The sequence below is a fragment of the Enterococcus quebecensis genome (assembly GCF_001730365.1).
GTDB lineage: Bacteria > Bacillota > Bacilli > Lactobacillales > Enterococcaceae > Enterococcus_L > Enterococcus_L quebecensis.
The window spans coordinates 77,095-101,610 of sequence record NZ_MIKB01000017.1 but is presented as its reverse complement, the minus strand read 5'-3'; the positions used below and the strand labels follow the sequence as shown (position 1 = coordinate 101,610).

The 24,516-nt window shown below is 35.0% G+C and carries 29 protein-coding genes; 7 read left to right on the top strand and 22 right to left on the bottom strand.

Going from position 1 to position 24,516, the window contains the following annotated elements; all coding sequences use genetic code 11:
- Positions 1–10 precede the first annotated feature (10 nt).
- The 7 genes from BCR23_RS13085 to BCR23_RS13055 form a co-directional block, all read right to left on the bottom strand.
- Positions 11–727, bottom strand: coding sequence for a pseudouridine synthase (locus tag BCR23_RS13085; protein ID WP_069635936.1), 717 nt, complete (start codon positions 725–727; stop codon positions 11–13).
- Positions 728–1,345: an SMC-Scp complex subunit ScpB gene (gene scpB, locus BCR23_RS13080; protein WP_069635935.1), complete on the bottom strand. Its 618-nt coding sequence runs from the start codon at positions 1,343–1,345 to the stop codon at positions 728–730.
- A complete protein-coding gene (locus BCR23_RS13075; RefSeq protein ID WP_069635992.1) occupies positions 1,342–2,121 on the bottom strand; it encodes a segregation/condensation protein A in 780 nt (259 codons plus the stop codon). The genes scpB and BCR23_RS13075 overlap by 4 nt, the downstream gene beginning before the upstream one ends.
- 44 nt (positions 2,122–2,165) lie before the next feature.
- Positions 2,166–2,528 carry a GNAT family N-acetyltransferase gene (locus tag BCR23_RS13070; RefSeq protein ID WP_069635934.1) on the bottom strand — a complete coding sequence of 121 codons (363 nt, stop codon included), beginning with the start codon at positions 2,526–2,528 and terminating at the stop codon, positions 2,166–2,168.
- 31 nt (positions 2,529–2,559) lie between these two features.
- Complete coding sequence (gene xerD, locus BCR23_RS13065) at positions 2,560–3,450, bottom strand: site-specific tyrosine recombinase XerD (protein WP_069635933.1); 891 nt, start codon at positions 3,448–3,450, stop codon at positions 2,560–2,562.
- Between the two features lie 190 nt (positions 3,451–3,640).
- Positions 3,641–4,573, bottom strand: a complete 933-nt coding sequence (locus tag BCR23_RS13060) for an alpha/beta hydrolase (protein ID WP_069635932.1) — start codon at positions 4,571–4,573, stop codon at positions 3,641–3,643.
- Positions 4,574–4,832: 259 nt separating this feature from the next.
- On the bottom strand, positions 4,833–5,927 hold the full coding sequence (locus BCR23_RS13055) for a DUF871 domain-containing protein (RefSeq protein ID WP_069635931.1): 1,095 nt from the start codon (positions 5,925–5,927) through the stop codon (positions 4,833–4,835).
- A 176-nt stretch (positions 5,928–6,103) separates the two neighbouring features.
- On the opposite strand from BCR23_RS13055, the gene BCR23_RS13050 reads away from it, so the two are divergent.
- From BCR23_RS13050 to BCR23_RS13040, 3 genes are all read left to right on the top strand, one after another.
- Entirely contained in the window at positions 6,104–6,886 is a 783-nt protein-coding gene (locus BCR23_RS13050; RefSeq protein WP_069635930.1) for a peptidylprolyl isomerase, read from the top strand.
- Positions 6,887–6,945: 59 nt separating this feature from the next.
- Complete coding sequence (locus tag BCR23_RS14930; RefSeq protein ID WP_240482561.1) at positions 6,946–7,041, top strand: EutP/PduV family microcompartment system protein; 96 nt, start codon at positions 6,946–6,948, stop codon at positions 7,039–7,041.
- A 501-nt stretch (positions 7,042–7,542) separates the two neighbouring features.
- On the top strand, positions 7,543–7,758 hold the full coding sequence (locus tag BCR23_RS13040; RefSeq protein WP_069635929.1) for a hypothetical protein: 216 nt from the start codon (positions 7,543–7,545) through the stop codon (positions 7,756–7,758).
- A gap of 127 nt (positions 7,759–7,885) precedes the next feature.
- Here BCR23_RS13040 and BCR23_RS13035 read toward each other — a convergent pair whose 3' ends face one another.
- Positions 7,886–8,260, bottom strand: coding sequence for a YxeA family protein (locus BCR23_RS13035; RefSeq protein WP_069635928.1), 375 nt, complete (start codon positions 8,258–8,260; stop codon positions 7,886–7,888).
- A 214-nt stretch (positions 8,261–8,474) separates the two neighbouring features.
- A complete protein-coding gene (locus BCR23_RS13030; protein WP_069635991.1) occupies positions 8,475–9,017 on the bottom strand; it encodes a TetR/AcrR family transcriptional regulator in 543 nt (180 codons plus the stop codon).
- 238 nt (positions 9,018–9,255) lie between these two features.
- On the opposite strand from BCR23_RS13030, the gene BCR23_RS13025 reads away from it, so the two are divergent.
- Together BCR23_RS13025 and BCR23_RS13020 are read left to right on the top strand one after the other, a co-directional pair.
- A complete protein-coding gene (locus BCR23_RS13025; protein ID WP_069635927.1) occupies positions 9,256–10,584 on the top strand; it encodes a DUF1576 domain-containing protein in 1,329 nt (442 codons plus the stop codon).
- Positions 10,562–10,900, top strand: coding sequence for a hypothetical protein (locus BCR23_RS13020; RefSeq protein ID WP_069635926.1), 339 nt, complete (start codon positions 10,562–10,564; stop codon positions 10,898–10,900). Before BCR23_RS13025 ends, BCR23_RS13020 begins: the two co-directional genes overlap by 23 nt.
- Positions 10,901–11,017: 117 nt before the next feature.
- Here the strand turns inward: BCR23_RS13020 and BCR23_RS13015 are convergent, their stop codons facing one another.
- The 5 genes from BCR23_RS13015 to BCR23_RS12995 all read right to left on the bottom strand — a co-directional run bounded on the left by BCR23_RS13015 (position 11,018) and on the right by BCR23_RS12995 (position 14,348).
- The gene (locus BCR23_RS13015) at positions 11,018–11,263 is read right to left on the bottom strand and encodes a KH domain-containing protein (protein ID WP_069635925.1); all 246 of its coding nucleotides are present in this window, start codon (positions 11,261–11,263) and stop codon (positions 11,018–11,020) included.
- Between the two features lie 11 nt (positions 11,264–11,274).
- A complete protein-coding gene (gene rpsP / locus BCR23_RS13010; RefSeq protein ID WP_069635924.1) occupies positions 11,275–11,550 on the bottom strand; it encodes a 30S ribosomal protein S16 in 276 nt (91 codons plus the stop codon).
- 392 nt (positions 11,551–11,942) lie between these two features.
- Complete coding sequence (gene ffh / locus BCR23_RS13005; protein WP_069635923.1) at positions 11,943–13,361, bottom strand: signal recognition particle protein; 1,419 nt, start codon at positions 13,359–13,361, stop codon at positions 11,943–11,945.
- Positions 13,362–13,365: 4 nt separating this feature from the next.
- Positions 13,366–13,704 (bottom strand): putative DNA-binding protein, encoded by a 339-nt coding sequence (locus BCR23_RS13000; RefSeq protein WP_069635922.1) that lies wholly within the window; start codon positions 13,702–13,704, stop codon positions 13,366–13,368.
- A gap of 161 nt (positions 13,705–13,865) precedes the next feature.
- Positions 13,866–14,348, bottom strand: coding sequence for a 2-thiouracil desulfurase family protein (locus BCR23_RS12995; RefSeq protein ID WP_069635921.1), 483 nt, complete (start codon positions 14,346–14,348; stop codon positions 13,866–13,868).
- Positions 14,349–14,494: 146 nt separating this feature from the next.
- Here BCR23_RS12995 and BCR23_RS12990 point away from each other — a divergent pair, with 146 nt between their 5' ends.
- Both BCR23_RS12990 and BCR23_RS12985 read left to right on the top strand, forming a co-directional pair.
- On the top strand, positions 14,495–15,208 hold the full coding sequence (locus tag BCR23_RS12990; RefSeq protein WP_069635920.1) for a response regulator transcription factor: 714 nt from the start codon (positions 14,495–14,497) through the stop codon (positions 15,206–15,208).
- Complete coding sequence (locus BCR23_RS12985; protein WP_069635919.1) at positions 15,205–16,965, top strand: sensor histidine kinase; 1,761 nt, start codon at positions 15,205–15,207, stop codon at positions 16,963–16,965. Before BCR23_RS12990 ends, BCR23_RS12985 begins: the two co-directional genes overlap by 4 nt.
- Before the next feature lie 59 nt (positions 16,966–17,024).
- Here BCR23_RS12985 and BCR23_RS12980 read toward each other — a convergent pair whose 3' ends face one another.
- The 8 genes from BCR23_RS12980 to BCR23_RS12945 all read right to left on the bottom strand — a co-directional run bounded on the left by BCR23_RS12980 (position 17,025) and on the right by BCR23_RS12945 (position 24,491).
- A complete protein-coding gene (locus BCR23_RS12980; RefSeq protein WP_069635918.1) occupies positions 17,025–17,927 on the bottom strand; it encodes a phosphate ABC transporter substrate-binding protein PstS family protein in 903 nt (300 codons plus the stop codon).
- Between the two features lie 207 nt (positions 17,928–18,134).
- Positions 18,135–19,295: a pyridoxal phosphate-dependent aminotransferase gene (locus tag BCR23_RS12975; protein ID WP_069635917.1), complete on the bottom strand. Its 1,161-nt coding sequence runs from the start codon at positions 19,293–19,295 to the stop codon at positions 18,135–18,137.
- A gap of 307 nt (positions 19,296–19,602) precedes the next feature.
- On the bottom strand, positions 19,603–20,493 hold the full coding sequence (locus BCR23_RS12970) for a LysR family transcriptional regulator (protein ID WP_069635916.1): 891 nt from the start codon (positions 20,491–20,493) through the stop codon (positions 19,603–19,605).
- Positions 20,494–20,507: 14 nt separating this feature from the next.
- Complete coding sequence (locus BCR23_RS12965) at positions 20,508–21,209, bottom strand: carbonic anhydrase family protein (RefSeq protein WP_069635915.1); 702 nt, start codon at positions 21,207–21,209, stop codon at positions 20,508–20,510.
- A gap of 225 nt (positions 21,210–21,434) precedes the next feature.
- Complete coding sequence (pyrE, locus tag BCR23_RS12960) at positions 21,435–22,070, bottom strand: orotate phosphoribosyltransferase (protein WP_069635914.1); 636 nt, start codon at positions 22,068–22,070, stop codon at positions 21,435–21,437.
- On the bottom strand, positions 22,067–22,786 hold the full coding sequence (gene pyrF / locus BCR23_RS12955) for an orotidine-5'-phosphate decarboxylase (RefSeq protein WP_069635913.1): 720 nt from the start codon (positions 22,784–22,786) through the stop codon (positions 22,067–22,069). The genes pyrE and pyrF overlap by 4 nt, the downstream gene beginning before the upstream one ends.
- Positions 22,783–23,712: a dihydroorotate dehydrogenase gene (locus tag BCR23_RS12950; RefSeq protein ID WP_069635912.1), complete on the bottom strand. Its 930-nt coding sequence runs from the start codon at positions 23,710–23,712 to the stop codon at positions 22,783–22,785. Before BCR23_RS12950 ends, pyrF begins: the two co-directional genes overlap by 4 nt.
- Positions 23,709–24,491 (bottom strand): dihydroorotate dehydrogenase electron transfer subunit, encoded by a 783-nt coding sequence (locus tag BCR23_RS12945; RefSeq protein WP_069635911.1) that lies wholly within the window; start codon positions 24,489–24,491, stop codon positions 23,709–23,711. Before BCR23_RS12945 ends, BCR23_RS12950 begins: the two co-directional genes overlap by 4 nt.
- Positions 24,492–24,516 lie beyond the last annotated feature (25 nt).

The following is a 24,516-nucleotide window of genomic DNA, read 5'->3' as shown; positions in this document are numbered from 1 at the left end:
AGTTTTCACATTATTTTGCTTGATTGAGTAATGTACTGATTTCTTTTTTATTCAAATTACGGTATTCACCTGGGCGCAATCCTTTTAAGGTTAAATCACCATATTTTTCTCTTTTTAACTTTTGAACTGGATAACCTACAGCTTGCAGCATCTTTTTCACTTGATGATTGCGTCCTTCATGAATCGTTAACTCTACAATACTAGTATTGGTTTTAAGGTCAACCGATATAATCTGGAAAGCAGCTGGTGCTGTTTTGTACCCTTCGATTTTCATGCCTTTAGTCAACGGAAGAAAATCATGTTTTTTAGCCAAACCTTTTACTTTTGCAACATAGACTTTATCGATTTCATGGCTTGGATGTGTTAATTTTTGTGAAAATTCACCATCATTCGTCAGTAATAACAATCCTGAAGTATCATAATCTAATCGACCAACAGGATAAATGCGTTCTTTAATATGAGAGAAAAAATCGGTAACGACTTTTCTGCCTTTATCATCAGAAACAGCAGAAATAACACCTTTGGGTTTATAGAATAGATAATAGCCATATTCTTCTTTATAAATAGGCACATCATCTACTTCAACTTTATCATTTTTTCCTACTTGTGTTCCTAATTCTCGAACGATTTTTCCATTTACTTTTACACGTCCATTGACGATATACTCTTCTGCTTTTCTACGAGATGCGATCCCTGCATGCGCAATTACTTTTTGAAGTCTTTCCATCTATTTTTCTTCCTCCGATTCACTCATGTCCGTTGCCGGTTCTTCTTCGTTTATTTCTTTGTAACGGTCGAAAAATAGATCCAAAGGTAATTCTTCAGCTATTTCTTCTTCCATTTGATGAATATCTGGTAGTTCTTCTAATGATTTTAAGCCAAAATAATCCATAAAATAAGCTGTTGTTCCATATAAAATCGCTCGGCCAGGACCATCCACTCTACCCTTTTCCTCTATCAATTGACGAGCAACCAGTTTTTGTATCGATCCTGACGATTGCACACCTCTTATCTCATCTACTTCAACTCTTGAAATCGGCTGTTTATAGGCAACAATTGACAATGTTTCAAGGGCTGCCTGGGATAGTGAATTAGACATAGGTGATTGCGCATATTTTTTTAATAAAGATGCAAATGTTTTTTTGGTAGACAATACAAAGTGATTGCCGACCTCTAAAATATTTAAGGCTGATTGTTTATCTGACTCGTAGCGTTCTTTTAAAGCTGTCAAGGATTCGTATGTTTTGGCGGTAGATAGATCTAGTAAATAGGATAATTCCTCTAAACCAATTCCTTCTTCACCAACAACAAATAGAATCGCTTCAACTTGACTGATTGTTGTCACGCGGTTTCCTCCGTACTTGATTCAATCTCTTCAGACGTATTGTACAGCAAAATTGTACTACAATTTTCTTCTTGCTCTACATGAATAACCCCTTTTTTCATCAATTCTAACAAAGCCATAAAAGTTGTTACAACTTCTTGTTTAGAGTATGAAGTAAAAAAAGAATCAAAATCTATCGGTGTATTTCGATCTATTTGACGCATTTTTTCAGAGATTGTTGCAATTTTTTCTTCGATTGATACATCATCACCTGCAACTGTTGTTTCTACGGGCTGACGACTCTTTTTCTTTTCCAGCATTGCATGAAACGCCAGAAATAAATCAATCGTATTGATTTGATTTGGTTCTAAAAATGGATTGTCTTCCTTATACTCATCGATATCCATTGGTTCTTTCGTATAATAAAGACTTCTTTCAGATTCTTTTTCATGTAAAAGACCTGCCGCATATTTAAATTTTCGATATTCTAGCAATTGAGCGACCAATGCATCTCGCGGATCTTCTCCTCCGAGAAGTTCATCTTCTTCTGTTACTTCCAATTCTTGTTTTGGTAAAAGCATCTTACTTTTAATCGCCATTAACGTTGCCGCCATCACTAGATATTCACCAGCGATCTCTAATTCCAGTGTTTTCATTGTATGAATATAATTCATATATTGTTCTGTCACTGCAGCAATCGGAATATCATAAATGTCTATTTCCAATTTTTTTATCAAATGTAGTAAAAGATCCAACGGTCCTTCAAATACATCTAATTTTACATTAATTTCCTGCAAGATCATCCAACTTTCTTTTTCGACTCTCTAGTTTACCATAAAACTTAAACCTTGTGTTCTTTCCACTTAGATAAATAAGTAGATGTTGCCAAAGTTCCATAAATTTTCGTCTCCTGATACAATTCAGCCAACTCATCTAGTAAATCAAACCCGAGCTTTTCTCCTCGAAAAGAAGGATTGATCGATATATCATGTAAAATCATCGCCTCGGACGTTTTCACTTCGATTCCCACAATTCCCTGAATATTTTTTCCCCCGGCTGGTATCCAAAATAGCAAATGTAGGTCTTCTTCTTTCTCATACATATCTATTTCTTTTAACAATTCCTTGTATTCAGTTAGTTTTTGGTGAAAACTCAATATACCCATTGCAATTTTTCGTTGCTCTTTTCGATAATAAGTTAACATGATCTCACCCTCTTTCTTTCAGAACTATTCATCACGCTCTTGGGAAATGTTGTTTATAAACATCCGCCATACGTTGTTTAGTAATATGAGTGTAAATTTGCGTAGTGGAGATGTCAGCATGTCCTAAAAGCTCTTGAACAATTCTCAAATCAGCACCATTTTCTAATAAGTGTGTGGCAAAACTATGACGTAAAGTGTGAGGCGTAATGCTCTTATCAATACCAGCATCTCGAACAATTTGTTTTAGATTTTTCCAAACTCCTTGACGTGAAAGTGGTCTGCCATGATGATTTACAAATAAATGTGTCTCGCTTTGATTTTTCTTGATCAAGATAGGACGAGCTTCTTCTAAGTACTTTTCGATCCACTGAATCGCATAATCACCTAAAGGGATAATGCGTTCTTTGTCTCCTTTACCGATTGTTTGCAATAATCCAATTGATAAATGTAAATCTCCTATTTTTAAATCCACTAGCTCACTAACACGTAATCCTGTAGCATACATTACTTCCAATATCGCTCGATTCCTTACTCCTAGCGGTTTGGTGGTGTCTGGCGTCTCAATAAGCAAGGTGACCTCTTCCACTGAAAGTGTACTTGGAAGCTTTTGTGCTTTTTTAGGTGAATCTATATGTTGCATTGGATCATGATCTGTCTTACGTTCTTGTCTTAAAAACTGATGAAAGCCTCTTAAACTTGAAATCATTCTAATAATCGTAGCAGATGAATTATTTTCATTGTGTAGTGATTGTAAATATTCCATAATTATGTAGCGGTCAATCAGTTGCCAAGAGCTTACTTTTTGTTCCTTTAGAAAAGTGAAATATTTATGTAAGTCTCGTTCATAACTTTTTCTAGTGTTAAGAGAAAGCCCTCGTTCTATTTGTAAGTAATGAAGATAGTCAATAATTTGATCTTCCATCTATTTTACCTCATTTCTTTTTATTATCATATCAAAGAATTCTAGTAGATGCATAGCAAAATCATGAAATTAATTAGTTAAGGTATAACATGGGTATTTGATCTCGTTTTTAATAGTGAATTATCAGCAGAATTTGGGTTTTACTTCAAAAAATCGCCACCAGCTTTTCAAACTGAATGACGATCTTTCATTAATCAACGTATTTTGTTAAAAAGTTTGACACTTTCTCTTTATATGCTTTCGGATCTGTTGAATAAGCTTTTGCATGTTGTGCTCCTGCAACAACATATTTTTCCTTTGGTGCATTTGTTGCATCATATACTTCATCCAACATTTTAAATGGCACAAATTTATCTGCATCGCCATGGATAAACAACATTGGAACTTTATTTTTTTTCAATTGTGCAACTGAGCTAGCTTCACCAAAGAAGTAACCAGCACGAATTTTAGTGATTAAACTTGTAACTGGAACTAAGGGAAATGACGGTAAGTTAAACATATCTTTTAATTGATAGGCCAATTCTTCATTCACAGTAGAATAACCACAATCTTCTACGATTGCTTTAACGTTTTTGGGTAATTTTTCGCCACTGGTCATCATCACGGTTGCTCCACCCATACTAATTCCATATAAAGTAATTTGAGCATCTTCACCATTTTCAGTCAGTACTTTATCGATCCACTGAAGATAATCTTTACGTTCAGGCCACCCAAAACCAATATAATCCCCTTCACTTTCACCATGTCCTCTAGCATCTGGTACTAAAACATTGTAGCCCAAATCATGATATATCTTGGCAAAACTAGCCATTGTTTCTGCAGTACCCATATAACCATGAGCCATGATGACATTTTTATCTGTTTTTTCTTCAGCTGGTAAATAAATGGCTTTCAATTTTAGGTCATCCGTTGATGTTATTTCCCAATAAGAGCGATTTTTGCTATCTTTAAACCACTTTTCTTCTGGCTTTTCCACTTCAACATCAGTGCCTGGGGTATCACCATCCAAGAAATCCTTCTTTGACGGAACTACTGCATAATTATAAAAATACATGCCTGCACTTAATAATACAATTACGATCAATGATACAATAACAATCAAAAATTTTACTATTCGACTCATTCGATTACTCCTCGTTAAAAGCACTAGTCATTTTCATCTGATTTGCTTACCTCAAAAATAAACAAATAACACTAAGCTTTTTTCAAATTCTTAAATAGTATAATATTTTATTGTAACTTTCGCAATATTAATCACAAATCATGATATTTTTTTCATTTATTTCTATTTCATTGGAGATTACTAGAAATTCGGTATTTCATTAACAAGTAAAAAAAGAGATTGAGAAAAGCCTATAACTTTTCTCAATCTCTTAATTTTATTATTTAGTACTTTCAATTAATTTAAAGCTAGACCATGGTTTTAAGAAATCTAACAAGAATAATTCATCTGCAGAAATACGACCGACAACATTCACTCGTCCATCATTTTTCATTTCTTTCAACGCAATTTGGGTTTCTCCTTTGTATTGACCATAGCCAACATTATCGATCAAGACATCCCCCTTAGTCATATCCTTTGTATTATGAGCTGGAAATGCACGATCTTTAAAGTGAATACGTGTCATCGTCGAACGTAAAATATATTCAGAACGGTCTCCACGATAACTATGAAGACTCGTGAATAAAACTTCTCTTTCATCATCTGTGATATCTTTGGCAACGTCAACCTTCACTGATGGATATTCTGCATTGAATGCCTCAGCCATCGCTTTTAACTCTGCTTCTGACGCATAAGCGTTTCCTACTAAAATATCATCAATCAAACCAGTTAATACTAAATGTTTTACCTGAGTAGCAATTTCCAAGTCACGATGATCTTCTAAAGAACATAGACCGTCTTGTGTCGGCCAAGGTCCAAATGTTGCGTCGTGAGAATTCACAAATGCCATTGTATTTAAATTATATTTTCGGAATTTTTCAGAACAGAACACAAAATGACCATAGCCTAGACCAGAATAACGATGTGGATAAAAATTATGAGAGCCTAACAAGTTATCCGTATTTGGTGAATAACTCATGATGTTGTCTACATAACTTGTCCCAGTACTCATATTAATTTCAATTTTTATGCCATATGGATTGCGGGTCATTTTCGCTTCTTCAGCACCTGTAAATCCAACATCTAAACGTACACCATAAGCCCCCATATCATCAAAGAATGACAAATCATCATAAGAAATATCTAATTGTTCAAACAAGGCAGGATTAATGTCAACCATTACTTCCATTTCCAAACTGTTGGCATAATCAACAACTTTTTTAAACTCTGCTAGAACTTTCTCTTTGTCATCTGTAATTTGAAGTAAGCTTGTAAAAACACGTTTAAATCCATATTTATGAGCTAGATCAAGATATGCTTTGTCCTTTTCAAAAGTTGAACGTTCTGGATAAATAGAAATACCTAATTTTCCCATTATACTGCCTCCTAAAATTTGTATTGATTATAATGTATCCATTTTCATTATAGCAGAATAGGAAAAAGTGGTCTACACCTTTTCCTATTCTTAAAAAATTGCCATTTTGACTGGCAGTTCTAAAAAGGATTTGTTATCATGAGATGTAACTATTTTTGAAAGGAAGACTTAACTTTATGAAAACAAAAAAATTCATTGTTGCAACATCTCTATTAGCAGCCGTAGCGTTATTTGCAGCATGCGGATCTAAAAATGAAAAAACAACCGCAGAATCTTCTGCTACTTCTTCTTCTGCAGAAGATTCTGCTACTTCTTCTGAAACAAAAACATCTGAATCTGTTGATTTAAATGCGTTGGATCTACCTCAATTATCTGACAAAGTCAGTGAAGATGAAGATTTAGTTGAGATGGTCACTACAGAAGGGTCAATCGAGATCAAACTATTTCCAAAACAAGCACCAAAAACAGTTGAAAACTTTATGACACATGCAAAAGAAGGTTATTATAATAACCTTACTTTCCATCGCGTTATCAAGGATTTCATGATTCAAGGTGGTGACCCTAAAGGCGATGGTACTGGCGGTGAGAGCATTTGGGATAAGCCATTTGATGATGAAATCTCTAACCAGTTATACAACCTTCGTGGTGCCTTATCTATGGCAAATGCCGGTACAGACGAAAATGGAAATGGTACCAATGGAAGCCAATTCTTTATTGTTCAAAATGACAAAAATGTTTCTGACGGTCTTTTAAAAGAAGATTACCCAGAAAAAATTATCGAAGCTTATAAAAAAGGTGGAACTCCTTTCCTAGACGGCAAACATACTGTCTTTGGTCAAGTAACCAAAGGGATGGATGTTGTAGATAAAATTGCTTCTGCTGAAAAAGATCAACAAGATAAACCTAAAAAAGACATCAAAATTGAAAAAATCAATATTTTACAAGAAGCTAAAAAATAAACGTTTAAAAAGAATGGTGTTTTATCACCATTCTTTTTCTTTGAGATCGGAGGATATGTATGCACAAAATTATGATTGCTGGACCTGTTGGTAGTGGAAAAACAACATTTGCTAAACAACTATCAGAAAAAAAAAGATCCCCTATTACGAACTAGATAACCTGATTTGGAAACGCCATCCTCAAGGGGATCAACCTTATTTAGAAAATGAATCTGTCCAACAACTACAAAGTATTTTGAACAAGGATACATGGATTATTGAGGGAACCACTACTAAAAACTGGATCGCTCCTGCTCTAAATGATGCAGATATCATTTTACTACTTCTGCCTTCATACTCTACTCGAGTTTATCGTATTCTGCATCGATTTATTAAACAAAAAACAAAGCAAGAAACAGCAAACTATAAACCTACACTTCATTTGCTGAAAAAGATGTTTATTTGGAGTCACCATTTTGAAAAAAAGAACCTTCTTGAGTTACAAAAATTGACTGAACGATGCCCAGATAAATTAATACTTTAAAAAAACAAGCATGTTTACCACACTTACATAAAAAATTAATCTTAAAAAACTTCTTTCCATTTCCTCATTAACTATTGAATTACTATCCAATTTAAGAAATAAATGATACTGTTAACAAAAGAGGTGAAAACCAATGACGTTTAATCCACAACTAGAAACGCTCATACTTGAGGCTTCCAATCGAAAATCTCCTCGCTTTGTAGCAAATGTGATCAATTTTCAGCAATTTGACCAAGAAGACGTAAAAGATACCGCACAAAAATTGATTGAAGAGGGAGAAATTAAGGCAACTATCCATTTTCATTATAATGATTTATGTACGATTAACTTTATTCCTCAAGCTATTTGAACAACTTGATACAGAAAAAAGACTGCACGAATATCATCCTAACTTTAGCTGAACAAAAGTAGTTTACCTACTTAGAATCTCTTTTGTTCAACTTTATTTGATCGGATTATATTACCGGTGCAGTCTTTTATCTATTTAATTGCTTCAATGCTCTTTCAGGCACCTCACCTTCAGAAACCTCTTCATAGGTCTCTACATGTGCTCCTTTATTGTAAATTTTCAAATAGCGATTTGTTATCAATTCATGGTCTGCCGAAAAAGTAAGTTCTTTTTTCTTACCATCTTTGTCTACTGTTTGTTGTCTATAACTGCTAGTTCCATAGTTGTTTATGCTATCAGCTTTTTTTGTCTTAACGTATACTTCTCCTTTTGGAACTAGTGGATTTAACTGATCAATTATACCCGAAAATTCATCTGATTGATTTTTTGTATATAGCTTTGCTCCTAAAAGAGTAGCTCCTCCAACTAATCCTAGTACAACGATCGCTTTAATTACTTTCAAGATAATTCCTCCAAATTTCTTTTGATACATTTATTTTAACAACGGATTATCAAGAAAAAATCAGCCGAATTTATGAAATTTGTGTAATACTTCCGATGTAGACACTTCTCAGTCTCTGTAAATAGAAACAAGTTGTGCCCATGTTTATTTTCTGTTTAACTAAAAAATAAGGATAAGACGGACACTTAAAAAATCCGTTTTATCCTTATTTTTATTAGGCTATACTGTTTTCTTTCACAGTATCAAAAGCTGTCACTAACTGTTCTTCTGTTTGTTTTAATATTCCTGAAAGCGTCAAAGAAGCCATACCTGTTGCGACAATTAATAGTTGCATATGTAATTTTTCAAGTTGTTCTTTTGAAAAAGCAACGTATTTTTCATCAGATTTCATGCATTTTTGAAATAAATCAAAGGATAGATTCTGTAATTCTTGACCATATGAATGTTGATCTAAATATAGAGATATGTAGAGCTTATTGTCTGATTTTGCTAAATTAATATAACCTAAACCAAAATTCGTAAAACTATCAGTTGTTTGTTTTTTAGTAAAAAATTCAGTTTCTAAATATTCATACACACTATTCAACAATGTCAGTTTTAAATCTTCCATATTCTTAAACTCAAGATAGATAGGTTGAGTTGAAATTCCCATATGTTCAGCAACATTTCTTGCAGTTATAAAAGAAAACCCTTTTTCAACTAATAAATCACGCGCAGCAGCTAATATATGTTTTTTTGTATACACTTTTTTTCTCACCAAAACAATTCCTCCTGTTTTTTAATTTATCATTATTTATTCACAAAACTATAATTGTACATATTTATTTTAATTATTTATTCTTTTATTTTACACTCTTTTAGTAACTTATTTTCTCAATATTTATGGAGAAATGCTAAAATCATGATAATTTATAAAACTTATCTGAAATATTATTGACCAATGATAGTTTTACAAGCTATAGTTAAGTTACAGTCAAATAACGGAGGTATTATTTATGGCTAAAAATAACAGCCAAGCACTTTTTCTACACACTGACAAAAAAAATCCAGATCAAATAAATAAAAATAGAAGTTATTATTTTCTAATCGGTTATTGTGTAATCCTGATTATTATCGGGCTATTTAGTGAGCCTATAAATATTTTATGGGAGGGCATGATTCGAATCCTAGCCTCACCTAGCAATTTGCTAACCGATTATATTGAATTAGGTACATTCGGCAGCGCATTTGTAAATAGCGGACTGCTCACACTAATTAGTGTATTACTTGCAAAAAAGGAAAAAATCCCGATTAACGGTCCTATCATAGCTGCATTATTTACAGTATCAGGTTGTTCTTTTTTTGGAAAAAATTTATATAATTCAATCCCAATTATCATTGGTGGACTTTGCTACGCAAGAATTGTGAAAAAGCCTTTTTCACAATTTATCGTTGTAAGCTTATTCGGTAGTGCATTATCTCCAATCATCAGTTACCTTACGTTTGGCATCTCTTTGCCTTTGATATTTTCTGTTCCTCTGGGATGTTTAGTGGGTATTTTTATCGGTTTAATTTTACCACCTCTTGCCTCCCATATTCTCACGTTTCATCAAGGGTTTTCTTTGTATAACGTTGGGTTTACATCTGGGCTTATTGCAATGCTATTTACAGGAGTTTTAAGGATGTTTGGTTGGAAAATTGAAGGAAAAAACTTAGTTTCTACCGAATATCATACTCATCTCTTGTCTTTCCTATTGTTTTTGTTTTTCTTGATGTTTTTTGTAGGCTTTATAGTCAATCATTTTTCATTAAAAGGGTTAAAAGAGATTAGTAAAACATCTGGGAAATTGATTACTGATTTTATCTCTATTGCGGGCGTTGGAGCCACTATGATGAATATGGCATTGATGGGATTTTTACTTGTTGGTTATACTCAAGTTAGTCAATCCACCATTAATGGACCCATTGTGGGGGCTATTTTATCTGCAGTTGGTTTTAGTGCATTCGGTAATCATCTTTTTAATAGCTCACCTTTGTTGATTAGTGTCTTTTTAACAGCTCAATTATCTTCTGTTTTCGAAGTTAATCAAACAACGGTAGTACTTGCTGGGATTTTTGGCACTGGTCTCGCTCCGATTGCCGGATATTATGGTATTACATTTGGACTAATTGCTGGATTTTTACATATGTCCCTAGTTACCAACGTCAGTTATCTTCATGGTGGCCTTAATCTTTACAATAATGGATTTTCTACTGGTTTTGTGGCGGCAGTCATGGTACCATTACTTGATAATATTTTACAGATCAGAAAGGTGAAGCAGCATGCAAGAAAGAGACAAAGCTAAGAGAATTGTAGATGAATTATTGACTTACTTTTTTTCGAATGGTATTGAAAAAATTCGTATTGATGTAGATTTTACTCCTGATGGCTTTTATATTGATATGCAAGGAAACACCGAAGATGAGCCTGAAAATGTATTACATTTATTAGAGCTATTAAATACACCTAGAGATCTAAGCATTGAGGGTTATTATGATGAATTACTCGGCATCACACATCACGAAGAAGAAGATTATCATCTGCTTGGTTTAATGATCGATGAAGCTGAAATTAGGTTTGATGCACCAGTTTTTGAGATCAAAGTATTTAGAAAAAAATAATAATTCCAATAAAAAATATGAAGAAACTTAGCAACAGTTCTCTTCATCTTTTTTTGCATTCATACTTTTGAGACTGTAACAAAAAAACACCCAAAAAATTGGGTGTCTTACTTCGAACTATTTACCATCTAGGATATTTAAACGAACTTTTTTAGGCCCATCCACACGTACACTGTAAACAATGGTACGGATTGCTTTAGCAACACGTCCTTGCTTTCCAATAATACGACCAATATCTTCAGGCGATACAGTCAAATTATATTCTAGAAAAACATCAGATTCTTCTATTTCTAATTTGACTAGCTCAGGTTGACTGACTAATGGGCGAACGATAGTTAAGACTAACTCTTTCACATCTGTCATCATCTGTCACCTTATTTCTTTTCAAGTTTAGCTTCATGGTGTTTTTTCATAACGCCTTCTTTTGAAAGGATGTTACGAACTGTATCTGAAGGCTGAGCGCCATTAGACAACCAGTTTAAAACTAAATCTTCTTTTAAAACTACTTCTGCAGGATCTTTTAAAGGATTGTAAGTTCCAACAGTTTCGATGAAACGTCCATCACGAGGAGAACGAGAATCTGCGACTACAATACGGTAAAAAGGACTCTTTTTAGAACCCATGCGTTTTAAACGAATTTTTACTGACATTTTATATATTACACCTCCATTAACTTAATCACAAATGTTAGTTTACCAGATTTTCAACAAGCTGTAAAGAGTTTTTTCTTGACACCTTAAAAAAAGCTTTAAACCGCTGTTTCTCATTTGTTTTGAGTCAAGGTGTGGTATACTTATTCTACCTTGGCAGGGGCAATTATTAGTTGCTTAACAAAAATAAGCTGTAAAAAACTACTATTTTTTACAGCTTATTTTTCGTTGCTTTAGAGAATTAATTGCTTCTTTCCCACATGTAATAATCAAATATTGAGCGGAAGCCACAGCAATCCCTTCTAGATACTGTAACAAGGTACGACTTGATGTGGCACAGTATCTAATTGGTTCTTGGGATTTAACGCTTTTGCCCCAACTTCTTTTTTATATTATTTTTTCTTCTTTTTCTTTTTCTTGCTTTTCTTCACCATGCGATTCATAGCCATTTTACCAAGTTTTCCTTTGATTCCTCCACCTAGCATTTGATCCATACCAGGAATATCCATGTTACCTTTGGACATTTGCTGCATCATTTTTTTAGATTCTTTGAATTGTTTAATCATGCGATTGACTTCAACCACATTATTTCCAGAACCAGCAGCAATTCTGCGGCGACGACTTGGGTTTAATAGATCTGGATTTTCTCTTTCAGCTGGTGTCATTGATAAAATCATGGCACGCTTGCGCTCTACATCTTTCGGATCTACTTTAACATTTTCTAGCCCAGGCATATTACTCATACCAGGAATCATTTTCAGCAAATCTTCAATTGGTCCCATGCCCATCACTTGATCTAATTGTTCAATAAAATCATTAAAGTCAAAGCTATTTTCCTTCATTTTTATTGCAAGTTCTTCAGCTTTTTTCTCATCATAATCTTGTTGCGCTTTTTCAATCAGAGTTAACATGTCTCCCATGCCTAAAATACGACTAGACATACGGTCAGGATGGAAAATTTCTAAATCTGTCAGTTTTTCACCTGAACCGATGAACTTGATTGGCGCACCTGTTACAGCACGAATAGAAAGAGCCGCACCTCCACGAGTATCTCCATCTAATTTAGTAATCACGACCCCAGTAATACCTAGCTGTTGGTTGAAACTGTCAGCAACGTTAACTGCATCTTGCCCAGTCATAGCATCAACTACAAGTAAGATTTCATCCGGTTGAGCGACTTCTTTGATTTGCTTTAGCTCATCCATTAAGTTTTCATCAATATGAAGACGACCTGCAGTATCAATCAAAACATAGTCATTTTTCTTTTCTTTTGCCAATTCCATTCCTTGTCGAACAATCTCAACGGGATTGGTGTCTGTGCCCATGTCAAAAACAGGGACATCTAATTGCTGACCTAAAACTTTTAACTGATCGATTGCCGCAGGACGATAAACATCGGCTGCGATCATCAATGGACGGGCATTTTCTGTTTTTATTAAATGATTGGCTAATTTTCCGCCAAAGGTTGTTTTACCAGCACCTTGTAAACCAACCATCATGATTACTGTAGGGATACGTTCGGATTTGTTCAATCCAACGGTATCAGTTCCCAATGTTGCTGTTAATTCTTCATCAACAATTTTAACGATTTGTTGGGCTGGTGACAAGCTTTCAAGAACTTCAACCCCCACCGCACGTTCACGTACACGTTTAGTAAAATCTTTGACCACTTGTAAATTTACATCGGCTTCTAATAATGCCAAACGAATTTCTCTCATCATTTCTTTTACGTCAGCTTCAGATACTTTTCCTTTACGACGTAATTTACTCATCGCCTGTTGCAGGCGGTCTGTTAAACTTTCAAATGCCATAATCTCATTCCTCTACTTCTTGTATTTGTTCTATATAATTTGCAAGCGTTGTATCTTTCGGATAGGTTTCATTTACGTAACCTTTCAGTGCATCTAATAACTCACCACGTACAACATAGTCAGAAAATAAATGAAGTTTTTTTTCATATTCTTCCAAAATCTTACCTGTTCGTTTAATGTTATCATAAACAGCTTGACGGCTAACTTCATATTCTTCAGCAATTTCACCCAATGAAAAATCATCTGCGTAATACATTTCCATGTAATTCATTTGCTTTTCCGTCAATAAAGTAGAATAAAATTCAAACAACGCATTCATTCGATTGGTCTTTTCAATTTCCATAGTTGTTACTCCTATCTTCAATCCCTTTTAGGTTACCGATTTCAGGGGAATTAGTCAATAGTTCTTGTTTGATTTTCAAGTATTTTTTCAAGATTTAATCAACTAATCATACTAATTTTGCCCGCCAATCCAAAAATTCTTTTTAGAAACGGCCACTTCTATTATTTACTGTCGATCATTTCCTCACGCTCAAGCACTTTTTGCCACTCACTTTCCGAAACCACTTCAAGACCGTGAGAGATAAAATATGCTGTTGCAACTCCCGAACCACTTCTATGCTTCCCGGAAAAAGTGCCATCATAAATGCCAGCTTTACCGCATGACGGACTATTTTCCTTTAAAATGATTGTTGTAATATTATTTTCAATTAGTTTTTGGTAGGCTATGATTGCTCCTTGTTTGAATAAATCAGTCATATCAACGCCTGATTCAGTAAGGACTTTTGCCTTGTTATCCCAAACATCAAATCCATCCCCACCGCTTATTTCAGCTGGATCTCTAGGAATCGGTAGACCACCCAATACTTCAGGACAAACAAGTATTGCTCTTCCGTCTGAGACTAATTTTTTCAATTCGTTGATTTCTTTCGATTGACCATCATAACGACAGCAGACCCCACCAAGACATGCGCTAATTCCAATCATCTTACTTCCCTCATTTCAATCTTTATCATTATACCATTTCTTTAGCTTTGAAAGTAGTTTTAGAAACATTCCATAAAGTTTTTGATAGTCGCAAATTTGTGATAAAATGACGTTGTGTTTATTTCGTATTTAAAGGAGCCAAATAGATGAAAAAAGTCCTAGTTGTCGATGATGAACCATCGATATTAACATTATTATCTTTTAACCTAGAAAAAGACGGCTACGAAGTAATGACTGCCGAAGACGGTGCAGTTGGTTATGAATTAGCATTATCCAATCAATTTGATTTTATCATCTTAGACGTTATGTTGCCAAATATGGATGGCTTAGAAATTACAAAGTCACTACGCAGAGAAAAAATTGACACGCCTATTTTGATTTTGACTGCCAAAGATGATCAAGTCGATAAAATAATCGGTTTGGAAATTGGTGCAGACGACTACTTAACAAAACCCTTCAGTCCAAGAGAAGTATTAGCGAGAATGAAAGCTATCTTTCGACGCTTAAAACCTGCACCAGGTAAATCAGAAGAATTTATCGAAACACCTAAAGCACCTTTAACAATAGGTGAAATCAGTATCGATGAGCAAAATTATGAAGTAAGGGTTCGTGGTCAAAAAATCGAACTTACGCCAAAAGAATTTGAGTTGTTAGTTTATTTTATCAAGCGCAAAGATCGAGTAATTGACCGAGACACTCTACTTGATCGTATTTGGAACTATGATTTTGCCGGTCAAAGTCGAATTGTTGATGTTCATGTGAGTCATTTACGAGATAAAATAGAAATCGATCCAAAACGCCCTGCCTATTTGGTCACTGTTAGAGGATTTGGCTATCGTTTTCAGGAGCCTAAAAAATGAAAAAACGGCAACGAATTGAATACCTGTTAGTCAGTATCATGATGATTGCTTTATTTTTTGGTAGTATTCTTTTAACAAACTATTTTTTTAAAAAAGAGCTTCTCTCCCAACAAGAAGAATACTTACAAAAAAAAGGAACATTGATCCTTGACCAACTCTCTCCTGAGATATTTATAAATCAAGACTTTTCAGTACAAGAAAAGAAACTCATTGACCATTATGCAACGGATGAAAATGAGCGTCTGACATTGATGAATGCAAAAGGAACTATTTTTTACGACAGTAACAATTCTGTGCTCCACGAATCTAGAAGTAGTCGACCTGAAGTAAAAGCGATACTTTCAGGCGCCGATTTTGGGTCGGCATTAAGAAAAAGTGCTACGTTGAAAAAAGAATTGCTTTATTTAGCTTTACCAATTCGTGAAAATGGCGAATTGGTCGGCATTCTTCGAGTTGCTGAAGAGACAACACAGTTTTCAAATAGTATTCAATCGTTCCGTCGATACATTCTGTTTACCTTAGGGATTTTATTTTTGATCATTACCGCTTTTGTTTTTTTATTGCTCCGTCAAAAAAATGAACCCTTAGTGACTATTTTGCCTGTATTAAAAAAAATTGTAAAATATCCTGACGAAGCTCGTTCTATCATCCAAGATTCTCCTGAATGGAATGAACTTTATCAAACTGTCAATCTGTTGAGTCAACAAATGAGTCAAACATATTTAGCTTATACATCCACTGATGAACAATTTCATGCGCTATTAGATGAATTAATGATTGGAGTCTTTATCATTGACGTGGATGGGAAATTACAATTAATCAATCCTAAAATGCTTGAAATTTTAACAATTCAAGACGATGATGCTGGGAAAGATTATTTTGAAGTAATCAAAGAACCTGCCTTGATTCATTTAATCCATCAAGTTATCACAGAAAAAAGTTCAGTACATCAAGAAATTAAACTGACTGATCCGCTAAATGATATGATTTTAGATATGTCTTTACGTTTTATAGAAGAAGATGGCAGTAATTATCAAGTCTTAGGAATCGCTTATGACCTTACTCGTGTAAGACAACTAGAAAAAATGCAAAAAGATTTCGTCAGCAATGTATCACATGAACTGAAAACACCGGTTACTTCGTTATTAGGTTTTACTGAAACATTACTGGATGGAGCCAAAGATGATCCAGAAACATTAAATCAATTTTTAGAAATCATGCAAAAAGATGCCTTGCGCCTGCAGCAGTTAATTCAAGAGATTTTGCAGTTATCACGAAATGGGAAAAATATATCTTATGATGACCAAGATATTACTTTGCATCCTTTTATCGAAGAAATATTGCGTTCTTATCGCAAAACAATCAAGGAAAAAAATCTGACCATAAAAATCATTGGGAATGAAACGCTAACGTATACAACGAAGTATGAGCTTTTCTATCCAATCGTTAAAAATCTGGTTGAAAATGCTATTCAGTATTCTCAAGAAGATGAAACTGTTACAATCGATTTTGGTTTTAGTGACACATTTTTCTTCACAGTAAAAGATAATGGCATTGGGATTAGCTTAAAAGACCAAGAACGAATTTTCGAACGTTTTTACCGGGTAGATAAAGCTCGAAGCCGTCATTCTGGCGGAACTGGTTTAGGTTTGTCAATCGTCCAAAACTACACTGAATTACTAGGTGGTTCTGTAACGATCGAGAGTCATTTAGGTTTAGGCTCAACATTTATGGTTAAATTACCTAAAAATAGCTAAATCAAAAAGAGGCTGAATGTGAAAACATTCGCCTCTTTTTGATCTTTTAGGGGAAGAAGTTATTTCTTTGTAATCGTTCCAGATACGTCTCTTTCAACTTTCATCGCCGTTATTGGTAAGTAACCTAACTTTTTAACGACACCTTGTTGAACATCATCTGATAATATAAAATCAATAAAGGATTGGACATCAGTATCCGGTTGTCCTTTTGTATACATATGCTCGTATGACCAAATTTTCCAAGAATTGTCTGCAACGTTTTCTTCGGTTGGTTTTACATCATCAATACTTAATGCAGTGGTAGAGTTATCCATGTAAGAAAAAGCAAGATAACTGATAGCTCCCGGTGTTTGAGAGACAATTTGGCGAACCGTTCCTGATGAATCCTGTTCCTGTGATTGAACAGCCGTTGCTCCATCCAGTCCCCATTTTTCGAATGTTGCTCGTGTACCACTACCACTTGGACGATTGATCACTGCTATTTCTTGATCTTTTCCACCCAACTCTTTCCAATTTTTGGTTTTTCCAGTAAAGATATCAACCAATTCTTGTTTGGAAATATTTTTAACACCAACATCTTTGTTTACTACAGGTCCCATGCCTACTACGGCAACCCGATGATCAACTAATTTTGAGGCATCAATGCCAGATTTCTCTTCCGCAAAAACATCAGAATTCCCTATCGTTACGGCACCGTCTACTACTTGAGAAAGTCCTGTTCCGCTCCCTCCTCCTTGAACTGAAATTGTGTAATTTGGATGTTCAGACACAAACTGATCCTTTGCGGCATCCACTAAAGGTTGTAACGCTGTGGAACCTACAGCTACGATTTTAACAGGTTGATTACTTCCGCTGTCTTTTCCTTTATCACTACTCTGATCAGTTGCAGCACCTTGATTGCCGCATCCTGCGATTAAAATTCCTACACTTAACACAATTGCTGATAATAAACGTTTCTTCATCTTTGCACGTCCTTTTCAATTAGTTACAAGCTTAGTTTACCAACAACATGTTAATTCCGTTTCAACGTTGTGTAAATAATGAGTAAAGGAATGTAAAGGTTTTGTTTAGCAACAAAAAGTCTTAGCCAAAACTAAATACCAGTTTTGGCTAAGACTTTAAAATCGAACATAAAAAGTGATTTTAAGCACTATGAAACGTATTTTTCTCTATTTCATATAATTTCCTATTCGGTTCATCGCATCTTTAAGTGTTGCTAAATCTGCCGCATAACTAATACGCACATACCCTTCTGCTTCTTTACCAAAAGCAACTCCAGGAATAATAGCTATTGCTTGTTGTTGTGCCAAATCCACACAAAATTTCATTGAGTCTTGTTCGTAACCTGTTGGGATTTTAGCAAAGATATAGAAAGCACCATTTGGTCGAGCGACATCAAAACCAAAAGATGTCATTTGTTCATAAACAAAATCTCGGCGTTCACGGTATTCTTCTTTCATAGCCGCTGCATCATTCATTCCTTCAACTAAAGCTCTAACAGCTGCTTTTTGGGAAATAGTGGAAGCTGCTGTAACCAAATATTGATGGACTTTGATAATCTCTCCAATCAAGCTCTCTGGTCCAAAAATAAACCCGATCCTCCATCCAGTCATGGCATGAGATTTCGATAGACCATTGATTAAAATGGTTTGCTCTGGTATAAACTCTGCAATAGATACATGTTGATCTTCATAGGTCAGCTCGCTATAAATTTCATCACTGATAACAAAAATTGAGTAATTTTTCAGAACATCAGCAATCGCTTTGACTTCATCACGATTATAAGTAACTCCTGTAGGGTTGCTAGGATAGTTTAAAATAATTGCTTTAACTTGATCACCATGTTCTGCCATAGCTGCTTCAATCATTTCAGGTGTCAAAACGAAATTATTCGGTCTTGTATCGATATAGACTGGCTCTGCCTGAGCCAAAGTGATCACAGGCTCATATCCAGGATAAATAGGTGCAGGCATCAATACCTTGTCACCTGGCTCTAAAATAGATAACAAACTGGCTGAGATCGCCTCAGTTGCACCTACAGTGACCAAAACTTCAGATGCTGGCTGATAACTTACACCATATTTTTCTTTCATAAAAAAAGTTGCTGCTTCTCTAACATCAGTCAATCCAGCCATACCTGAATAATGAGAAAAGTTGTTATTGATCGCATCATGCGCTGATTTTTTTATATGCTCTGGTGTATTAAAATCAGGTTCTCCCAAAGTTAGCTTTATGATACCTTCAATATCTGTTACTTGTTCATCAAACTGACGAATCGTTGACACAGCAATTTTATATACTTGCTTGTTAAACTTTTTAGATAAATCCATAAAACACCCTCCTATTGTTTGATAATCCAACCTTCGATACTTACTATTTTTGTATCAAGAAGTCATCGTAAGCAAAACATCGTTATCATATCCACATTTGTGTTAATGGCTCTATGATAGCATAATCTAACTTAAAATGAAATTTGTATTTCAAAAAAAGATATTTTCTCTCCAAATCCACATATTCATGTCGAGTATTTTCTTTATTGCTTTAACAAGGATTTTTAAACGTAGAAAAATCACTCTTAAAAATGATGAGTAAGAGTGATTTTGATCGTTTATTTATTACTTTCTTCAGCTATTACACTCAAAATAATCGTTTCAATTCTTCCATAAAGTATTGCCCAATTGTACTTATCCCTTTGTTCTTTTGATAAAGTACACAAATTTTGTTATTTGTACTTTCTGCTAATGGAATCAAACGAATTTCTTTCTTTGTAAAGCCTGTAACAACGCCCGAACCAGATGCATAAGCATCTGTTTCTACTAGCAAATTCATTAATGTTCCTCGGTCGTTCGTGTAAATGACTGTTTCTTGTTCTTGATTTTCGATTAGATCTTCTGAAAAATAAGAAAAATTGCTGCCTTCTTGTGTAAAACGAACTTGTGGATAGCAACATAAATGTTCCAATTGGATTTCCTTTTGGGTAGCTAACGGGTGATTTTTTCCAAGGAAAATGTGGGTTTTAAAACTTCCTATCACATCATAGGTCAAGTTGGCTTGTTCCAAATAACGCTCAATCCCAGCTTGATTTTGACTATTTAAATAAATTATACCTAATTCACTGTGATAACTTTTCACATCTTCTATTACCTTTAACGTTGTTGTCTCAAACACACGAAAATTTTTGTACTGATCCTTAAATCGCTGAATCACTTTTCCCATTACTTCTCCTAAAAAGTCATAATGTTGAGACGAAATTGAAAATCGTTCACTTGTCGTAACTTCTTGGTAACGGTTCTCTATGATTTCCATTTGTGTTAAAATTTTTTCTGCATGTTCTAAAAAAGTTGATCCCTCGTCTGTCAATGAAGCCCCTTTGTTTGTACGAATAAACAAGGTTACACCAATTTCCTCTTCTAACTCACGAATACCATTGGATAAACTGGGCTGCGTGATAAAAAGTTTCTTTGCGGCTTCCCGAAAACTGCCATTATTTGCGACAGCTACAACATACTTCATTTGTTGAATATTCATAGAAGTCCTCCGTCTTATTCAGAAAAATAGATTTTACGTCCATTAAGTGGTTGTACTGGTCGGTTATTAAACGGCAGCATACCTTCATCTATCCGTTGAAAAAAATCGCTATCCAATTTTTGAACAGTATCGAACACAAACCAATGAACAGGACCTTTCGTTGGAGGTGTTGTTAATGAACCTAAGTAGTGAAAATGAGACTTTTGTTCAGGTAAGAAAATCGAAGGATCAAACCATTGTTGATGGGTTTGCGTATTCCATACAAAAGCTGCTTTCTTCTTTGAAAACTTATTTTCTTCTTTAGTAATAGTAAATAAACAACCTACAACCAAATTATCGCCAGAATTATTCATATGAACGAGATGAAATTCTACTGGACAATGTTCACCATCAAACGTATGCTCACTAGGCGTATGAAAGTGAATATCTGTCAAATAATATTTTTCCTCTTCGAAAACCACATAACTTTCTGTATTTGGTGGAATAAAGTGGAATGTATTTTTAAATTCTTTTTCTGTAAATTCTTCTGTTTTATAACAAAAATTGATCTCTCTATTTTCGGATACACCATTAATTAAGTCTTTGGATAAATTGATTGGTGATTGATATGGATATTTTGCACCTGTTGAAAACCAATCACAAAGCGTATGCCAGTTTTCAGGACCACGCTCACCTGTGTATCCCCACTCTACGTCCATATTTCGAATATTCTTCATCAAACCCCACCTTCAGATTTTATCATTTAAATAACTGTATCCTATTTATTATTAACAGTCAATTTTCAAAAACGATTTATCGATTATTTAATATTTAAATCAGTTTAACATGAAAATTATAGCGTATTGAAGGAAACTGATATACAGTATCAAACGTCAAAATGTTCGGTAATTTCTCAAAAACCACACAATGCATACAAACACATTGTGTGGTCTTTAGTTAAATTAGCCGTTGGGCCAGTTTTCAGGATCTTTTTTCCAATTTTTTAGCAAGTCAATATCACTTTCTTCGATGTAGTTTGACTCTAAAGCTGTATCTAACAATGTTGAATAGTTAGTCAATGTAACTAATTTCATGTTATGTTCTGCAAATTTTTCTTTGCCTTTTGGTAGTTCGTAAGTGAAGATTGCTGCAACGCCTAAAACATCAGCACCTTCACGTTCTGCTGCAGAAGCTGCTTCCAACACACTTCCACCTGTAGAGATCAAGTCCTCAATCACAACCATTTTTTGACCTTTAAATATCCGACCTTCGATTTGATTTCCCTTGCCATGTTCTTTGGCTTTGCTTCGAATATAAACCATTGGTAAATCCAAAATATCCGCTACCCATGCTGCATGAGGAATTCCTGCTGTAGCCGTTCCAGCAATAACTTGTACATCTGGATAACTCTCTTTAATTTTTTCTGCCAGTCCCTTAGCAATATCTTTGCGAACTACTGGATAACTCATTGTAATACGATTATCGCAATAGATTGGGCTTTTGATCCCGCTTGCCCAAGTAAATGGTTCGTTTGGACTTAGAAATACTGCTTCTATTTCTAATAACTCTTTCGCAATTTTTTTAGCCAATTCAGTCATAGATTTTCTCCATTCCATTCATTTTTTATTGTTTGATATGCTTCATAAGGTATATTCGCTTTTGTAATTGGTCTTCCAACAACAATAAACGTTGATCCGATTTTTCTGGCCTCTCTTGGTGTGACAACACGTTTTTGATCGCCGAGATCACTACCACTAGGGCGAATACCTGGAGTTAAACAAACAAAATCTTTACTTGTTGCTTCATGAATAGCTTCTACCTCCAAAGCAGAACAAACAACACCAGATAAACCAGCGTCTTGCGCACATTTTGCATAATGAAGCACACTTTCTTTTAAAGGTACTTGGATTAGTTGGTCCTGCTGCATTTCGGCTTCGCTAGTTGAAGTTAATTGTGTTACAGCTATCAAAACTGGAACTTCCCCTCCTGATTTGGTGCCTTTTTCCAACCCTGCTTTAGCAGCCTTCATCATTTTAATTCCGCCTGCAGCATGAACATTTGTCATATCCACACCTAGTTTTGCCAAACCTGTCATTGCTTTTTCAACAGTATTTGGAATATCATGTAATTTTAAATCTAGAAAAACAGAATGACCTAATGATTTTAACCAACGGACAATCTCAGGTCCTTCTTGATAGAATAGCTCCATCCCAACTTTAACAAACAATGATTCGTCGTGTGGGAATTTGGCTAAAAATGCTTCTACTTCTATTTTTGAAGAAAAATCTAATGCAATAATCGGTCGTTGGCTCATTGATTTTTTTCCTCTCTAACCTCTTTGATTAATTGTTCTAACGATTCAATCCCAAGTTCCGCCATCCTTTTGGGTAAAGCATCAATCAGTTTAGGACAAATATATGGGTCTGTAAAGTTGGCTGTTCCAACACCTACTGCACTAGCTCCAGCCATAAACATTTCCAAAACATCATCAACTGTTTGAACACCGCCCATACCGATAATTGGTAAATTAGAGATTTGGGAAACTTGATGTATAAGACGAATAGCAACTGGTTTAATAGCAGGACCTGATAATCCTCCAGTCTGATTGGCTAAAACGGGACGGCGTGTTTTCAAATCAATCCGCATTCCTAAAAGAGTGTTAATCATTGAAAATCCGTCCGCTCCGCCAGCTTCGATTGCTTGTGCGACTGGCACAATATCAGTAACATTCGGAGATAATTTTACATAAATTGGTACTTTAGTCACTTTTTTCACTGCTTGTGTTAATTGAAAGGCAACGTCTGGATCAGTTCCAAAAGCGATTCCTCCATGTTTTACATTTGGGCAAGAAATATTTAACTCAATTGACTTTACATTTTTAGCATCTCCAATTTTCCCGCAAACTTCTACGTAGTCTTCTTCGCAAGCTCCAGCAACATTAGCGATAATTGGTAAATCGTAGGCTTCTAAAGCAGGTAATTTGGTATTCATGACAACATCTAGACCGGGATTTTGCAACCCAATCGCATTTAACATACCACTAGGTGTTTCCGCTACTCTAGGTGTTGCATTACCGAAACGTGCTTGTGGTGTTGTTGCTTTAACCATGATTGAACCTAATTTCCCAAGATCATAATACTTCGCATATTCTTCACCAAATCCAAAACAGCCACTAGCAGGAATAATTGGATTTTTCAACTCTAAACCAGGAATACTTACAGCTAAAGGATTCTTGATCATAAAACCACCTCACTTGCTCTAAAAATCGGTCCTTCGTCACATACCTTAACGCTTTTTGTTCCTGTTTCATCCTCTGGTACGTGGCAAACACAGGCATAGCAAGCCCCCATACCGCAAGCCATACGCTGTTCCAAAGATAGAAAGACATTGGGATTTTCAGAGAAAACTTGTGCTACCATTTTTAGCATCCCATTAGCCCCACAGGCGTAAACGGCATCTGGCTGCTCTTTTTTTACCGCATCTAACAAAAGATTGCCGACATTTCCTTCAACACCGAATGAACCATCATCTGTTGCAAATCTTGTATCTCCTAAAGCTACAAATTCGTCTTGAAAATAGGCCACTTCTTTAGAGGCATAGCCTAGAAAATGAACCACTTCAATCCCATTTTGTTTCAATTGCTTCGATAGTTCATACATTGGAGGAATTCCGATCCCTCCACCAATTACATACGCTTTTTGACCAGGTTTCAAACAATGCACATCAAAACCATTTCCTAAAGGTCCCATCACATCTAAGGTGTCACCAGCAGATAGCATAGAAAATACTTTCGTACCTTCTCCTTCTGTTCGATAAATAATCGTACATGTTTGCGCCTGTTTATCGATTTGATTTAAGCTGATGGGTCTTCTTAAAAGCATATCTTCTCTTGGAACTTTGATATGAATAAATTGACCAGGTTTTTCCATCTCATTTACTAAATCCCCTGTCAAAGTCATTTGAAAAATTCTAGGAGCTAATTGTTTTTGAGAAACGATTGTCATAATTTCCTGTTTCATGTTTTCTACTCCTTTGCAGCATATT

Coding starts and splice junctions, on each gene's coding strand:
- BCR23_RS13085 (WP_069635936.1), bottom strand. CDS start 727: ATGGAAAGACTTCAAAAAGTAATTGCGCATGCAGGGATCGCATCTCGT.
- BCR23_RS13070 (WP_069635934.1), bottom strand. CDS start 2,528: ATGTTAACTTATTATCGAAAAGAGCAACGAAAAATTGCAATGGGTATA.
- xerD (WP_069635933.1), bottom strand. CDS start 3,450: ATGGAAGATCAAATTATTGACTATCTTCATTACTTACAAATAGAACGA.
- BCR23_RS13060 (WP_069635932.1), bottom strand. CDS start 4,573: ATGAGTCGAATAGTAAAATTTTTGATTGTTATTGTATCATTGATCGTA.
- BCR23_RS13055 (WP_069635931.1), bottom strand. CDS start 5,927: ATGGGAAAATTAGGTATTTCTATTTATCCAGAACGTTCAACTTTTGAA.
- BCR23_RS13050 (WP_069635930.1), top strand. CDS start 6,104: ATGAAAACAAAAAAATTCATTGTTGCAACATCTCTATTAGCAGCCGTA.
- BCR23_RS14930 (WP_240482561.1), top strand. CDS start 6,946: ATGCACAAAATTATGATTGCTGGACCTGTTGGTAGTGGAAAAACAACA.
- BCR23_RS13040 (WP_069635929.1), top strand. CDS start 7,543: ATGACGTTTAATCCACAACTAGAAACGCTCATACTTGAGGCTTCCAAT.
- BCR23_RS13025 (WP_069635927.1), top strand. CDS start 9,256: ATGGCTAAAAATAACAGCCAAGCACTTTTTCTACACACTGACAAAAAA.
- BCR23_RS13020 (WP_069635926.1), top strand. CDS start 10,562: ATGCAAGAAAGAGACAAAGCTAAGAGAATTGTAGATGAATTATTGACT.
- BCR23_RS13015 (WP_069635925.1), bottom strand. CDS start 11,263: ATGACAGATGTGAAAGAGTTAGTCTTAACTATCGTTCGCCCATTAGTC.
- rpsP (WP_069635924.1), bottom strand. CDS start 11,550: ATGTCAGTAAAAATTCGTTTAAAACGCATGGGTTCTAAAAAGAGTCCT.
- ffh (WP_069635923.1), bottom strand. CDS start 13,361: ATGGCATTTGAAAGTTTAACAGACCGCCTGCAACAGGCGATGAGTAAA.
- BCR23_RS13000 (WP_069635922.1), bottom strand. CDS start 13,704: ATGGAAATTGAAAAGACCAATCGAATGAATGCGTTGTTTGAATTTTAT.
- BCR23_RS12995 (WP_069635921.1), bottom strand. CDS start 14,348: ATGATTGGAATTAGCGCATGTCTTGGTGGGGTCTGCTGTCGTTATGAT.
- BCR23_RS12990 (WP_069635920.1), top strand. CDS start 14,495: ATGAAAAAAGTCCTAGTTGTCGATGATGAACCATCGATATTAACATTA.
- BCR23_RS12985 (WP_069635919.1), top strand. CDS start 15,205: ATGAAAAAACGGCAACGAATTGAATACCTGTTAGTCAGTATCATGATG.
- BCR23_RS12980 (WP_069635918.1), bottom strand. CDS start 17,927: ATGAAGAAACGTTTATTATCAGCAATTGTGTTAAGTGTAGGAATTTTA.
- BCR23_RS12975 (WP_069635917.1), bottom strand. CDS start 19,295: ATGGATTTATCTAAAAAGTTTAACAAGCAAGTATATAAAATTGCTGTG.
- BCR23_RS12970 (WP_069635916.1), bottom strand. CDS start 20,493: ATGAATATTCAACAAATGAAGTATGTTGTAGCTGTCGCAAATAATGGC.
- BCR23_RS12965 (WP_069635915.1), bottom strand. CDS start 21,209: ATGAAGAATATTCGAAATATGGACGTAGAGTGGGGATACACAGGTGAG.
- pyrE (WP_069635914.1), bottom strand. CDS start 22,070: ATGACTGAATTGGCTAAAAAAATTGCGAAAGAGTTATTAGAAATAGAA.
- pyrF (WP_069635913.1), bottom strand. CDS start 22,786: ATGAGCCAACGACCGATTATTGCATTAGATTTTTCTTCAAAAATAGAA.
- BCR23_RS12950 (WP_069635912.1), bottom strand. CDS start 23,712: ATGATCAAGAATCCTTTAGCTGTAAGTATTCCTGGTTTAGAGTTGAAA.
- BCR23_RS12945 (WP_069635911.1), bottom strand. CDS start 24,491: ATGAAACAGGAAATTATGACAATCGTTTCTCAAAAACAATTAGCTCCT.